Origin of the sequence: Frigidibacter albus (assembly GCF_009908165.1) — a bacterium.
In the GTDB taxonomy this organism is placed as follows: domain Bacteria; phylum Pseudomonadota; class Alphaproteobacteria; order Rhodobacterales; family Rhodobacteraceae; genus Frigidibacter; species Frigidibacter albus.
The window spans coordinates 312,194-325,473 of sequence record NZ_JAAAUC010000004.1 but is presented as its reverse complement, the minus strand read 5'-3'; the positions used below and the strand labels follow the sequence as shown (position 1 = coordinate 325,473).

Genomic DNA, 13,280 nt, shown 5'->3' with positions numbered 1-13,280 from the left:
GTCCTTCGCGGCAGTCGAATGACGGATTCGTGACGTTGCCCCCGCCTTAGCACCCGGCTAGCCTTGCCGCAAACCGCTCCTGCTGTTTTCGCTGCGCCGCGGTGAAATCAGGCGCCGGTGTCACGGGGGAAACGGGAGCGCCATGCGCGATGATCTGAGGTCGGCGGCCTTCGTGCAGCAGTTCGGGCAGGGGCCGCGGCCCGCGCTTGGCATCCATTGCTCGCTGGCGCATTCGGGGACTTGGGCGCCGCTGATGGCGGCGCTTGGCGGGCAGCTGACGATGACCGCGTTCGATCTGCCGGGGCATGGCCGATCTGCCGACTGGGAGCCGGGGCTGTGGGGTGGCGCGAATTATCTGGGGGCGGCGACTGCCACGGCGCTGGAGCTGCTGCGGCAGGCCGAGGGGCCGGTGGATGTGATCGGCCATTCCTTCGGCGCACTGGTGGCGCTGGCGGCGGCGCTGGAGGCGCCTGCGCGGGTGCGGACGCTGACCCTGATCGAGCCGGTGCTGTTCGCGGCGCTGCAGGACGGGCCGCATTGGCCGGTCTATCTGGCGGAGTCCGCGCCGTTCCGGACGGCGATGCAGGCAGGTGACGCGGCTTTGGCGGCAGAGCTGTTCGTGGGGCTTTGGGGCAACGGCCTGCCTTGGGAAAGCGTCGATGCCCGCCAGCGCGGCAACTTCATCCGGCGCATCGGTCTGCTGGCCGCGATTGCCCCGGCGAATGAGGGGGATTCGGCGGGGCTGATGCGGCAGGGCCGGCTGGAGGCGCTGGCGATGCCGGTGCTGCTGATCCGCGGCGACCGTTCCCCCGCCTCGATCCCGGCGGTGATGGAGGTGCTGGCTGGCCGGATCCCCGGCGCGCGGCTGGAGGTGGTGGCGGGGGCCAGGCATATGCTGCCGCTGACCCATCCGGGAGAGGTGGCGGCGTTGATCGCGGGGCTGCTCAGCCGCGGATAAGCGATACGAAGGCGTCCACGTCTGCGTCTGTCGTGGACCACGAACAGACCAGCCGCGCGGCCAGCGACTCATTGTCCGGCCCATCCATCGACTGATCGCCGGGCCAGAGATAATAGGCCGCGCCCGCCGCCTGCGCCCGCTTGTGGCCTGCGCGGGGGAAGGCGGCGAAGACCGAGTTCGCCTCGCAGGGATGCACAAGGCTGGTCTGCGGCGCCGCCAGCAGCGCCGCCGACAGCCGCGCCGCCGCCGCATTGGCCCGGCCCGCCAGCCGCAGCCAGAGACCGTCGGTCAGGTAAGCTTCCATCTGCGCCGACAGGAACCGGTGCTTGGAGAACAGGTGCCCGCCGCGCTTGCGGCGCAGCTCGAACTCGCGGGCCTTGGCGGGATCGAAGATCACCACCGCCTCGACCCCCATGCAGCCGTTCTTGGTGCCGCCGAAGGACAGCACATCGACGCCGGCCTTCCAGGTCATCTCGGCCGGGGTGGCGCCGGTGGCGACGATGGCATTGGCGAAGCGGGCACCGTCCATATGCACCGGCAGGCCGAAGCCGCGGGCGACGGCGGCCAGTGCCTTCACCTCGGACGGGAAGAACACGGTGCCATTCTCGGTGGCGTTGGTAATCGTGACCATGCCGCGCTGGACGTTGTGGATGCCGCCGCGGCCGATGAAATTGATCGCCTTGTGCAGCGCGTCCGGCGTCATCTTGGCATGGGCGCCCTCGACCAGCACCAGCTTGGCGCCGCCGGTGTAGAACTCCGGCGCGCCGCATTCGTCCTCCTCGACATGGGCGTTGCGATGGCAGAACACCGCGCCCCAGGGCTGGGTCAGGATCGCCAGCGACAGCGCATTGGCCGCGGTGCCGGTGGCCACCAGATAGACCGCCGCCTCGGGCGCCTCGAAGATCTCGCGGATCTTCGCACGCACCCGCCCCATGATCTCGTCATTGCCATAGGGCGCGGCATAGCCGGTATTGGCGGCCTGCAGCGCGGCCATCACCTCGGGCGCGGCGGCTGAGGAGTTGTCAGAGGCGAAGTTCATTCACAGGTCCTCGATGATGTAGTCGTCCCAGTCTTCTTCGGGGACGTTGAATTCCGGCACCGTCCAGCCCTGCACCGATTGGCCCGCGGCATGGACCGAGTTCGGATCGCCCGAGATCAGCGGATGCCAGTCGAACAGCGGCTGGCCCTGATGGCGCAGGCGATAGGCGCAGGTGGAGGGCATCCAGTAGGCGATCTTGTTGATGGTCTTGGGCGACAGGCGCACGCAATCGGGCACGAACTGGTGGCGGATCTCGTAATTGGTGCAGCGGCAGCTTTGCCCGTCCAGCAGCTTGCAGGCGATGTTGGTGAAGGCGATCTCGTTGTTGTCTTCGTATTCGATCTTGTTCAGGCAACACTTGCCGCAGCCGTCGCAGAGCGCCTCCCACTCGGTGGGGTTCAGGCGGTTCAGCGGCAGCGTCCAGAACTCGGGGCGGAGGGGAGGGGCAGGGCGTGTCATCGGGCGGGACAGTGCAGTATGCGGGCGCGGAAGGGAAGGGGCGGGTGTCTCACAGCCCGGCGAGGATGGTGCGGGCCTGCGCGCAGTCCGCCGCCATCTGGTCCATCAGTGCCGGCAACCCGTCGAACTTCATCTCGGGGCGCAGATAGTCCACGAAAGCGACGGAGAGGTGCTTGCCGTAGAGATCACCCGAAAAGTCGAACAGGAAGCTCTCCAGGTTCGGGGTGTTCGTCCCGAACATGGGCCGCACGCCAAGGCTCGCCGCCCCGCCATAGCTGCCGGCCTGCGGCCCCTCGAGCACATCGACCTTCACCGCGTAGACGCCAAGGCGGGGCAGGTGCAGCCCGTCGACGCCCATGTTCGCGGTGGGATAGCCAAGCTCACGCCCACGCTTTTCGCCGTGGATCACCTCGCCCTCGATCCGGTGCCAGTGGCCCATCATCCGGGCGGCATCGCGGGGGCGGCCTTCCGACAGGGCGGTGCGGATCGCGGTCGAGGAAATCTCCTGCCCCTCCAGCCCCACCAATTCGGCGATGGTCACGCCGAAGCCGAAGCGGGCGCCGAACGCCTGCAGCTTGGCGACGGTGCCGCGGCGGCCCTTGCCGAAGCAGAAATCGGCGCCGACGGTGACGTTGGAGACGCCGAGGCCCTCGGCCAGAACCTCGCGGGCGAAATCCTCGGCCTCCATCCCGGCAAGGCGCGCGTCGAAGGGCAGTTCATACAGCCAGTCCACGCCCAGCTTTTCCAGCCGGTTAGCCCGCGATTCGGCGTTCATCAGGCGGAAGGGGGGCGCATCGCGGGCGAAATATTCGCGGGGATGCGGCTCGAAGGTCAGCACCCCCAAAGGGGCGCCGGGGCGGCGCGCCTGTGCAAGCACCGCCTGATGCCCGATATGGACGCCGTCGAAATTGCCCATTGCAATGGACGCGCCGCGGTCGGCATCGGAAAGCCCGGTCCAGTCGGTCAGTCTGCGCATCGTCCCCCGGGGCGGGGAGCGGCCCGCCGGATCAGTCGAATTTGCGGCTTGGCGCCAGAACCACGGCCTCGCCCTTCAGGACGACGGTATCGCCCACGGCGCAGTGGGTTTCAAGGGTCACACGGCGCTTGGCATGGTCGATGGCGATGACCTTCACCTCGGCATAGACCATGTCGCCGGGACGGACGGGGGCCATGAACTTCAGCGTCTGGCCAAGATAGACGGTGCCGTGGCCGGGCAGCTGCTCGCCTATCACCGCCGAAATCAGGCCGGCGGTCAGCATCCCATGGGCGATGCGCCCGCCAAAGATGGTGTCCTGCGCATAGGCTTCATCCAGATGCACCGGGTTGCGGTCGGTCGAGACCTCGGCGAACAGCTCGATGTCGCGGTCGGTCACCTCCTTGCGCAGGTAACGCACCATGCCGATCTCGAGATCCTCGATGCAGATCGTGCCGCGGGGTGAGTTGTCCAGCATCATTCCGATTCCCGACCTTGGGGCTATGTTGCAGTGCAGCATAGCACTGCGGGCGCCGGGCGCGCAACAGCCATAGGGTAACTAATTATCGTTTGATGGCTTAATATGGCAATAATGTTACTTTACGGATGCCGGGCGACCGCTCAGCGAAGGCGGCCAATCGCGTATTGGGGCACCAGCTGCTGCGCTTCCAGCCAGCTGTCCAGCGCGGCGGCCTCGGGATTTTCCACATCGTTTCCAAAGGCTTCTGCGGCAAGGCCGCCGGTGATGAACACCGTGTCGATACCCTCCCCCAGCCCACCTTCCACATCGGTGCGGATGCCGTCGCCGATGGCCAGCAGGCGGGGGTTGCCCGGGCCGCCGAGATCGGCGAGGCGGCGGCGGGCGAGGTCGTAGATGGGGGGGTGCGGCTTGCCGAAATAGAGGCTTTCGCCGCCCATCTCGGTGTAGAGCTGCGCGAGGGCGCCGGCGCAGTAGATGCGCTGGTCGCCCATGTCGACCACGATGTCCGGATTGGCGCAAAGCAGCTTCAGCCCGCCCGTCTTGGCCAGCAGGAACCGGGCGCGGTAATCGTCGGGCGTCTCGGTCAGGTCATCGAACAGCCCGGTGCAGACGATACCCTCGGCTTCCTCCAGCGGCACCCGCTCGATGGCGGGGGCATCCGCCCACCCGGACGGGATCTCATTGAAAAAGTTCAGGTCCTTGTCGGCACCGACGAACCAGACCTTGCGGCCGACAGCCCCGGCGAACATCGCGTCCTGTGCCGCATCGCCCGAGGAGACGACGACGTCCCAGGCATCGCGGGGCACGCCCATCCGGTCCAGTTGCACGATCACGTCGGCATTGGGGCGGGGGGCGTTGGTCAGCAGCACCACCTTGCCGCCGCCCGCCCGGAACGCCTGCAGCGCCGCCACGGCGGCCGGATAGGGGGCGATGCCGTTATGCAGGCACCCCCACAGATCGCAGAGCAGCGCGTCATAGTCCGCGGCGATTTCGGACAGCGAGGAGAGGATGCGGGTCATGGGGGGAACCTTCGGGGGAGGGGTGGAAAGCATATGGAAACGATATGGTTTCCATATGGCAGTTTTGCGGGCATCCCCGCAGCGCGGACAAGGGGCGCCCGGTGGGGCGCCCCTTGTCGGATCAGAGCTTCAGCGCCGGGATGATCTGCTTCTTGCGGCTCATGATGCCCGGCAGCACGACTGTGTCGCCGGTGACGGTGCAGCCGAAGCTGGCCTCGGCGATGCGCTTGACCAGGTCGTTGGGGACCAGCAGCGTCGCCTCTTCACGCAGGATGTCGATGACGAACAGCATGACATGCTCGGCGCCGTCTTCGGCGGCCACGGCGGGCATGGCGGCCATCAGGCTGGCCTTGCGGTCGAGCACGATGCGGGGCGAGGTGGTTTCCAGGACCGAGATCCGCAGCTCGGTGCCGTCGATGGTGTATTCCTTGCTATCCATCCGCAGCAGTTCCGCGTCCGAGAAGGCCGAGACATCGGATTTGGCGGCGAAGAGTTCGGCGGCGAAATCCGGGATCGAGACGCCCAGATCGGCGGCCAGCGCTTCGGCCACGGCCTTGTCATGCGGAGTGGTGGTGGGCGAGCGGAATTCCAGCGTGTCGGACAGGATGCAGGACAGGATCGCACCCTTGATGCCGCGCGGGGCGCGGGCCAGATCCGCGCCGATCAGGTCGTGCAGGATGGTCGCGGTGCAGGCCAGCGGTCGGATGGTGATGTCGATCGGGGTGCGGGTCTTGAGGCCGCCGACCAGCATGTGATGGTCGATGATGCCGAGGATCTTGGCATCGTTGATCGAGGGCGGCAGTTCTGCCGGGTTGTTGGTGTCGACGATGACCACGCTGTCCTCGGCGGTGACATCGGCGATGATCTGCGGCTTGGGCAGGTCCCAATGGGTCAGCATGAACGCCGCTTCGGTGTTCGGCTCTCCCAGCAGCACCGGGATGGCAGGGGTGCCGTTCACCTCGGTCAGGTACCAGGCCCAGATGATGGGCGAGCCGGTGGAGTCGGTGTCGGGGGATTTGTGGCCGAGAACCTTGATCATGAAATAGTCCCTTCGGGTCATGCCGCACTGGCAGAATGGAATGCGCCCGCCTTATAGGCGCTGCAGCATGGGTTGTCACCGGGGAAGGGGGGCGTGGTCTCGCCGGGGACGGGTGGACGGCCGGTGTCGGCGAAGAGGGGGGCGCTGCCCCCCGCGGCCGTTGGCCGCGCCCCCCGGGATATTTGGAAAAGGCAAAGGGGAAGGGGCGCGGTCAGTCGAGCGGGGTCTGCTGGTGCTGGACGATCTTCCAGCCGGACTCGCGCCGCACCCAGGCCGAGGAGCAGGCGGCGCGGTAGGGTGCGGCGCCTTCGCGGTTCGCTGTGGCGACGTAGCCAAGCACGCAGAGCCCGTCGGTTTCGGCCAGATGGCGGCCGGCCATGTCCACCTCGCGCCAGCGCGGGGCGGCCTCCAGGCTGGCGAGGATCGCCTCGCCCTGCAAGATGCCGGGCCCGGGCAGGACCATCATGCAGGATGGGTCCATCGACTTGCGGTATTCGGGGAGGCCGCCGGTCCAGAGGGCGGCTTCCAGGGTCCAGATCGGTGCGGTCATGGCGGGGCTCCTGTCTGCTGGCGGGTCAACGCCGTCAGAAGGGCTGGCGTTCCAGCTCCCACCCGTCCGCGGCCAGCAGGGTCAGCACGCCATCGGGGCCGGAGAGATGCGCGGCGCCGGCGGCGACGACCAGTTTGCGGGGGGCAGTGCCGTCCCCGGCCTCGGCCTCGATCACCTCCATCCAGGCGCGGTTGCGTTCGGTGAGGAGGGCGCGTTCGAGGAGGTCGAAATCCGCCTCGGCCTGCACGGGATTGGCGCCGGGGGCACCCAGCGTCATCATGCGGGAAAACTCCCAGATACGGCGGTGTTCCTCGGCGAAATAGGCGGCAGTGAGGGTGGCGAAGACATCCTCGGCGGCGCCCGCAAGCGGCAGCGAGGCGCGGATCATGTCGAGCTGCTGGTCCATGGTGAAGCGGGCGAAGATGTCGAAGACGGTATCATAGGCTTCGAGCGCGCGGGTGGGGGTGCCGGCCTTTGCGGCGCTGTCCATCAGCATCTTGTCGAGGCCCTGCATCTGCTGGCCGGGCTGCGGGATGGCGCAGGCGGGCATACCCAGCATCATCGCCACATACCAGGGCTGCATCTTGGCGGCCATCATGCCGGGGACGCCACGTTCGGACAGTTCGGTGGAAAGTTGCGCCCACTCGTCAGGGGTGAGGCGTTCCAGCAGGCTTGGCCCCTCGGTGAGGAACAGCAGGTCGGGGCGGCGGCCGAGTTCGGCCTGCATCCTGGCCATTTCTGCCTCGGTCGCTTCGACCAGCAGCACATCGGCGGCCTCGACGGTGGGGGCGAGGTTGTCCATCACGGCGGTCATCCGCGGGTCGAACATATGCAGAGTGCCGATCACCGTGATCTCTGCCGCGCCCTTGCGGGCAAGCCAGTGATTGCCCTCGGGGTAGGACTGCCCCTCCATCGCGGCGGCGAGTGCCTCTGCCTCGGGCGCGGGGAGGTCCACGAGGAGGTCGGTGCCAGCGCAGGCGGGGCGGGCCGTCGCCTCGGGTGCCGTCTGGTTCTCGGTCTGGCCCTCAGTCTGGAGCTCTGTCTGGGCCGGAACGCCGACCGGCAGCGCGACAAGGGCGAGGGTGCAAAGGAAGCGGCGGAGCATCGGGAACCTCGCGGATGGCAGGGGCGGACGCAGCCCCCATCCCAAGCTGGCACCTGCGGGGGCAGGTTTCCAGACCGACGCGCGATTTTCGGATCATTTTGCCGTGGGCGGGGAGTTGACACGGCATGGTGACCCGCTTACCTCTGCATCGCGTTAGCACTCACCCAAGACGAGTGCCAACGGATCTTAACCTGGAACCTAGGGAGTGTTACCAGATGGCTTTCAAACCGCTGCATGACCGCGTGCTGGTCAAGCGTGTGCAAGGCGAAGAAAAGACCAAGGGCGGTCTGATCATCCCCGACAATGCCAAGGAAAAGCCTGCCGAGGGCGAAATCGTCTCTGTCGGCGAGGGCGCGCGCAAGGATTCGGGCGAGCTGATCGCAATGTCGGTGAAGGCGGGCGACCGCGTTCTGTTCGGCAAGTGGTCGGGCACCGAAGTGACCGTCGACGGCGAAGAGCTGCTGATCATGAAGGAAAGCGACATTCTGGGCATCCTCTCCTGAGGGATTTCGGGTTCGGATGCCGGGGGGTGACCCCTGGTGCCCTGAGCCCGGCCCCAAGGCTGATGCAAGAACCGCTTTCCTCCCCGTAACCCAAGACAACCAGGAGCAAATCCAATGGCTGCCAAGGACGTCAAATTCGATACCGATGCCCGCAATCGCATGCTGCGCGGCGTCAACATCCTCGCGGATGCTGTCAAGGTGACGCTGGGCCCGAAAGGCCGTAACGTCGTCATCGAGAAATCGTTCGGTGCCCCGCGCATCACCAAGGACGGTGTCTCGGTCGCCAAAGAGATCGAACTGGAAGACCGGTTCGAGAACATGGGCGCCCAGATGGTGAAGGAAGTCGCTTCCCGCACCAATGACGAGGCCGGCGACGGCACCACCACCGCCACCGTGCTGGCCCAGGCCATCATCAAGGAAGGCCTGAAGTCGGTCGCAGCGGGCATGAACCCGATGGACCTGAAGCGCGGCATCGATCTCGCCACCACCAAGGTCGTCGCGGCGATCAAGGCGGCTGCCCGTCCGGTGAAGGACACCGACGAAGTCGCGCAGGTCGGCACCATTTCGGCGAACGGCGAAGCCTTCATCGGCCGCCAGATCGCTGACGCGATGCAGAAGGTCGGCAACGAGGGTGTCATCACCGTCGAAGAGAACAAGGGGATGGAGACCGAGGTCGAAGTCGTCGAGGGCATGCAGTTCGACCGTGGCTACCTGTCGCCCTACTTCGTGACCAACCCCGAGAAGATGGTTGCGGATCTGGAAGACGCGCTGATCCTGCTGCACGAGAAGAAACTCTCGTCGCTGCAGCCGATGGTGCCGCTGCTGGAAGCCGTGATCCAGTCGGGCAAGCCGCTGATCATCATTTCGGAAGACGTCGAAGGCGAGGCTCTGGCCACGCTGGTCGTCAACAAGCTGCGCGGCGGCCTGAAGATCGCTGCCGTGAAGGCTCCGGGCTTCGGCGATCGTCGCAAGGCGATGCTGCAGGATCTGGCGATCCTGACCGGTGGTCAGGTCATCAGCGAAGACCTCGGCATGAAGCTGGAGAATGTCACCATCGACATGCTCGGCAAGGCCAAGAAAGTCTCGATCACCAAGGACAACACCACCATCGTCGATGGCGGCGGTGACAAGGCCGAGATCGAAGCCCGTGTGTCGCAGATCCGCGCGCAGATCGAGGAAACCACCTCGGACTATGACAAGGAAAAACTGCAAGAGCGCGTGGCCAAGCTGGCTGGCGGCGTTGCGGTGATCCGCGTTGGCGGCATGACCGAGACCGAAGTGAAAGAGCGCAAGGACCGCGTCGATGACGCCCTGAACGCGACCCGTGCGGCCGTGCAGGAAGGCATCGTTGTCGGCGGCGGCGTGGCCCTGATCCAGGCTGGCAAGGCGCTTGAAGGCATGGTCGGTGAAAACAGCGACCAGACTGCCGGCATCGCCATCGTCCGCAAGTCGCTGGAAGCTCCGCTGCGCCAGATCGCGCAGAATGCTGGCGTCGACGGTTCGGTCGTGGCTGGCAAGGTGCGCGAGTCGAATGACCCGGCCTTTGGCTTCAACGCCCAGACCGAAGAATATGGCGACATGTTCGCTTTCGGCGTGATCGACCCGGCGAAAGTCGTGCGGACCGCGCTGGAAGATGCAGCCTCGATCGCGGGCCTGCTGATCACCACCGAAGCCATGATCGCTGAAAAGCCGCAGGACAAGTCCGGCGCTGGCGGCGGCGGCGGCATGGGCGGCATGGGCGGCATGGACGGCATGATGTAACTTCGGTATATCTTTTACCGGAACGGAAAGGGGCCCTTCGCGGGCCCCTTTTGCTTTGCAGAGGACTCCGCCGCCGCCTAGGGTGCTGGTTGGCGCGCTAACAGGGAGGGAATGGGTCATGTGGCTCTATTCCGCGATGTCTGGTGTATTTCCTCGTAGTTTCATGGCGAAGGTGTTCTTCGTCGCATTCGTCGGAACGCATGTTCCGTTGCTGGCACTGCTGGGATGGGCCCTCGGCCATCCGCATATGCTTGCGGGCGGAAGCTTGCATGTGCTGGGGGTCGCGCTGGTCGCCACCCTGCTTGGCACCGGGGCCACCTTGCTGGCGCTGCATGCGATCCTGAAGCCGATCTACCGGGTCGAGGAAACGATCCGCGCCTTCGAGACGGCGGGCACGGCAGAGCCCTTGCCGTTTGGCTATCACGACCAGGTGGGGCGGCTGATGTCGAGCACCAACCGGCTGATCCTTGCAGTGGATGATCGCATCGATATCGAACGCCGCGCCGCCGAGACCGACCCGCTGACCGGCCTTCTGAACCGCCGCGGCTTTGACGCGCGGGTGGCCGAAGGCACGCCGGGGGCTATGCTGATGCTGGATATCGACGGGTTCAAGGCGGTCAACGACCGCTATGGCCATGCCGTGGGCGATACCGTGCTGCGCGATGCCGCGGTGATCCTGACTGGCACGCTGCGCCGGCGCGACGTGCTGGCCCGGCTCGGGGGCGAGGAGTTCGGGGTGTTCTTGCCCGGACTGACCATCGGCGATGCGCGCGAGGCGGCGGAGCGGCTGCGCTCGGCCGTGGCGGGGCAATTGCGCGCCGAGCAGGAGCCGGTGACGATGTCGGTGGGGGTGGCGATTGCGCGCGCCGGGCTTAGCCGTGCGGCGCTGATCGCGGAGGCCGACCGTGGCCTTTACGCCGCAAAGCAGGGCGGACGGAACCGGGTCTGCATGGCGGTTGTTGCCCAAGGCGGAATGGCGACGGCATAGACCCTCGCGCCGCGATTGCGGCTGCGTCCCGGCGGAAGCGCGGGCGGCCGGACATCAGGGGCGCTGCCCCGGGAAGGGCGCGATGAGACTGTTCCAGTGCCAATGCTGCGGCCAGGTGCTGCACTTTGAGAACACAAAATGCCTGCGCTGCGGGCGCAATGTCGGCTATCTGCCCGAACGCGGCCAGATGCTGGCTGTCGAGCCCGAGGGCTCGGTCTGGGTGATTGCGGGGGACGGCGTGCCCGGCGAGGGCAAACCCAGCGATGACCGCAAGGACGATTCCGGCGCCGCGGGCGACCTTGGCGATCACGCGGCAGGCTACCGGTTCTGTGCCAACTGGGAGCGCAGCGCCTGCAACTGGATGCTGCCCGCGGGCGAGGGCGAGGCGTTCTGCCTTGCGTGTTGCCACAACCGCACCGTGCCCGACCTGTCGGACGCCGTGAACCATGCCCGCTGGCAGAAGATCGAGGCGGCCAAGCGCCGGCTGGTTTATTCGCTGCTGCGCCTTGGCCTGCCGCTGCCGCGGCCCGGCGAGGGCCATCCCGAGCCGCTCGTCTTCGATTTTCTGGCCGATGCGCCGGGCGCAAGCGAGCGGGTGCTGACCGGCCATGCTGACGGGGTTGTCACCATCTCGCTGACCGAGGCGGATGACGCCACGCGCGAGAAGATGCGCACCGACATGGGAGAGGCCTATCGCACGCTGCTGGGGCATTTCCGCCACGAGGTCGGGCATTACTACTGGGATATCCTGGTGCGTGATGGCGGGCATCTGGACGAATTCCGGGCGCTGTTCGGCGATGACACCGAGGATTATGCCGCGGCGCTTGGTCGGCATTATGCCAATGGCGCGCCCGCGGGCTGGCAGGAGGGGCATGTCAGCGCCTATGCCACGATGCATGCCTGGGAGGATTGGGCCGAGACCTGGGCGCATTACCTGCATATGGTCGACACGCTGGAAACGGCCGCTGCCTTCGGACTCAGCGTCGAGCCGGAGCTGGATGACGATGGCGAGCTGAGCGCCGAGCTGGATTTCGACCCGCACAAGGTGCGGCGTGTCCGGCGGCTGCTGGGGGCGTGGATGCCGCTGACGGTGGCGCTGAACGCGCTGAACCGCTCGATGGGACAGTCGGATCTTTATCCCTTCGTGCTGCCCCCGGCCGTGCTGAAGAAGCTTGGCTTCGTGCATGACCTTGTCGTGCAGGCGCGAGCCGCCCCGGGATAGCGCGAATTCTGCACAAGTTGGGCGCAACTGCTTGCGGAAGCGGCGCCATTCCTGCATCGGTTTGTCCGAAGATTGCGCTGCGCTGCAGCGTGGATTGCGCCGGTGCGGCGAGAGTGCAGACTGCGCATAGGCAGGCTGCTGCGCGGGCCGGGGCTTGTGATGGGGATTGGGGACGCCAATGGAACTGCGCGAAGTCGAAGAGCGGGACCACATCTTTGTGTCGATCCTGCTGCAGACCGCTTTCGAGCGGCCCGAGGAATCGCGGCTGGTCGAGGCACTGCGCAGCGCGGGCGATCTGGCGCTGGAGCTGGTGGCCGAGGAAGAAGGTCAGGTCATGGGCCATATCGCCTTTGCGCGCCTGACCGCGCCCGAGGGCTGGTGGACGCTGTCACCGGTCTGCGTGATGCAAAGCCGACAGGGCCGCGGGCTTGGCGGCGAGATCATCCGCCACGGGCTTGAGCTGTGCCGCCAGCGCCACGCCAAGGCGGTGGTGGTGGTGGGCGGATCGGCCTATTACGGGCGCTTCGGGTTCTCGCTGAAGGCGGCCGAATACCTGACCACGCCCTATGCCCGGGAATACACGCTGGTCTATCCCATCGCCCCCGGCACCGCCGGCGCGCATGAGCGGCTGATCTACCCCGAGCCCTTCGCGGGTCTTTAATTCGGATAGCGGATCGCCACGATCTCCAGCGTCACCGCCCCGGCGGGGCGCGGCCAATCCACCAAGTCACCGATCCCGGCCCCGATCAGCGCCTGCGCCAGCGGCGAATGCGGCGCGATCTTGCGATGGGCGGCGTCGGCCTCATCCTCTCCGACAATCGCATAGACGGTGGCGCGGCCAGTCTCGTCCCGCACGGTGACCTCGGCGCCAAAGGCCACGCGGTCCCGTGGCTGGCTGGCCGGATCGAGCGGGATCGCGCCGGCGATGCGGGCCTGCAGGTAGCGGATGTCCCGCTCGGCGCTGGCTTCGGGCAGCTTGTCGAGCCGGTCGGCGCGGGCCCGCAGCCGCGCCAGTTCCTCCTGCGCGGCGGCAAGGCGGGCGTGCAGCTGCGCAAGGCCGGCGGGCGTTACATGGTTGGGATGCGCGCTGACCGGCAGGTCCGGCAGCTGCGGGGCGGCGTCGGGCGCATCCTCGCGGACGAAGGCGCGGCTCATCGGGGGGATCGGGACTGAAGCATCCGCC

At 67.0% G+C, this 13,280-nt stretch carries 15 protein-coding genes; 6 read left to right on the top strand and 9 right to left on the bottom strand.

Features of this window, described 5'->3' with window-relative positions; translation table 11 throughout:
* Nucleotides 1–142: 142 nt before the first annotated feature.
* Nucleotides 143–958: an alpha/beta fold hydrolase gene (locus tag GVY41_RS08525; RefSeq protein WP_161344979.1), complete on the top strand. Its 816-nt coding sequence runs from the start codon at nucleotides 143–145 to the stop codon at nucleotides 956–958.
* Here GVY41_RS08525 and GVY41_RS08520 read toward each other — a convergent pair.
* The 8 genes from GVY41_RS08520 to GVY41_RS08485 all read right to left on the bottom strand — a co-directional run bounded on the left by GVY41_RS08520 (nucleotide 945) and on the right by GVY41_RS08485 (nucleotide 7,623).
* Nucleotides 945–1,997: a threonine aldolase family protein gene (locus GVY41_RS08520; protein WP_161344981.1), complete on the bottom strand. Its 1,053-nt coding sequence runs from the start codon at nucleotides 1,995–1,997 to the stop codon at nucleotides 945–947. The two genes, GVY41_RS08525 and GVY41_RS08520, sit on opposite strands and share 14 nt — an antisense overlap.
* On the bottom strand, nucleotides 1,998–2,456 hold the full coding sequence (locus GVY41_RS08515; protein WP_161344982.1) for a YcgN family cysteine cluster protein: 459 nt from the start codon (nucleotides 2,454–2,456) through the stop codon (nucleotides 1,998–2,000). It abuts the gene before it with no gap.
* Nucleotides 2,457–2,505: 49 nt separating this feature from the next.
* Entirely contained in the window at nucleotides 2,506–3,432 is a 927-nt protein-coding gene (locus tag GVY41_RS08510; protein WP_161344984.1) for a bifunctional riboflavin kinase/FAD synthetase, read from the bottom strand.
* Between the two features lie 31 nt (nucleotides 3,433–3,463).
* Nucleotides 3,464–3,907, bottom strand: a complete 444-nt coding sequence (locus GVY41_RS08505) for a MaoC family dehydratase (protein ID WP_161345527.1) — start codon at nucleotides 3,905–3,907, stop codon at nucleotides 3,464–3,466.
* Nucleotides 3,908–4,050: 143 nt separating this feature from the next.
* The gene (locus GVY41_RS08500; RefSeq protein WP_161344986.1) at nucleotides 4,051–4,929 is read right to left on the bottom strand and encodes a TIGR01459 family HAD-type hydrolase; all 879 of its coding nucleotides are present in this window, start codon (nucleotides 4,927–4,929) and stop codon (nucleotides 4,051–4,053) included.
* 121 nt (nucleotides 4,930–5,050) lie between these two features.
* A complete protein-coding gene (locus GVY41_RS08495; protein WP_161344988.1) occupies nucleotides 5,051–5,968 on the bottom strand; it encodes a manganese-dependent inorganic pyrophosphatase in 918 nt (305 codons plus the stop codon).
* Between the two features lie 211 nt (nucleotides 5,969–6,179).
* A complete protein-coding gene (locus tag GVY41_RS08490) occupies nucleotides 6,180–6,518 on the bottom strand; it encodes a nuclear transport factor 2 family protein (protein ID WP_161344990.1) in 339 nt (112 codons plus the stop codon).
* 34 nt (nucleotides 6,519–6,552) lie between these two features.
* Nucleotides 6,553–7,623 (bottom strand): TraB/GumN family protein, encoded by a 1,071-nt coding sequence (locus GVY41_RS08485; RefSeq protein ID WP_161344992.1) that lies wholly within the window; start codon nucleotides 7,621–7,623, stop codon nucleotides 6,553–6,555.
* 215 nt (nucleotides 7,624–7,838) lie between these two features.
* On the opposite strand from GVY41_RS08485, the gene groES reads away from it, so the two are divergent.
* From groES to GVY41_RS08460, 5 genes are all read left to right on the top strand, one after another.
* Nucleotides 7,839–8,126, top strand: a complete 288-nt coding sequence (groES, locus tag GVY41_RS08480; RefSeq protein ID WP_066810924.1) for a co-chaperone GroES — start codon at nucleotides 7,839–7,841, stop codon at nucleotides 8,124–8,126.
* 114 nt (nucleotides 8,127–8,240) lie between these two features.
* Nucleotides 8,241–9,887, top strand: a complete 1,647-nt coding sequence (gene groL / locus GVY41_RS08475; protein WP_161344994.1) for a chaperonin GroEL — start codon at nucleotides 8,241–8,243, stop codon at nucleotides 9,885–9,887.
* A gap of 118 nt (nucleotides 9,888–10,005) precedes the next feature.
* Nucleotides 10,006–10,875 carry a GGDEF domain-containing protein gene (locus GVY41_RS08470; RefSeq protein ID WP_161344996.1) on the top strand — a complete coding sequence of 290 codons (870 nt, stop codon included), beginning with the start codon at nucleotides 10,006–10,008 and terminating at the stop codon, nucleotides 10,873–10,875.
* Nucleotides 10,876–10,957: 82 nt separating this feature from the next.
* Nucleotides 10,958–12,097 carry a zinc-binding metallopeptidase family protein gene (locus GVY41_RS08465; protein WP_161344998.1) on the top strand — a complete coding sequence of 380 codons (1,140 nt, stop codon included), beginning with the start codon at nucleotides 10,958–10,960 and terminating at the stop codon, nucleotides 12,095–12,097.
* Nucleotides 12,098–12,275: 178 nt separating this feature from the next.
* Nucleotides 12,276–12,758, top strand: a complete 483-nt coding sequence (locus GVY41_RS08460; RefSeq protein ID WP_161345000.1) for a GNAT family N-acetyltransferase — start codon at nucleotides 12,276–12,278, stop codon at nucleotides 12,756–12,758.
* Here GVY41_RS08460 and GVY41_RS08455 read toward each other — a convergent pair.
* On the bottom strand, nucleotides 12,755–13,252 hold the full coding sequence (locus tag GVY41_RS08455) for a GreA/GreB family elongation factor (RefSeq protein ID WP_161345002.1): 498 nt from the start codon (nucleotides 13,250–13,252) through the stop codon (nucleotides 12,755–12,757). The two genes, GVY41_RS08460 and GVY41_RS08455, sit on opposite strands and share 4 nt — an antisense overlap.
* Nucleotides 13,253–13,280: the final 28 nt, after the last annotated feature.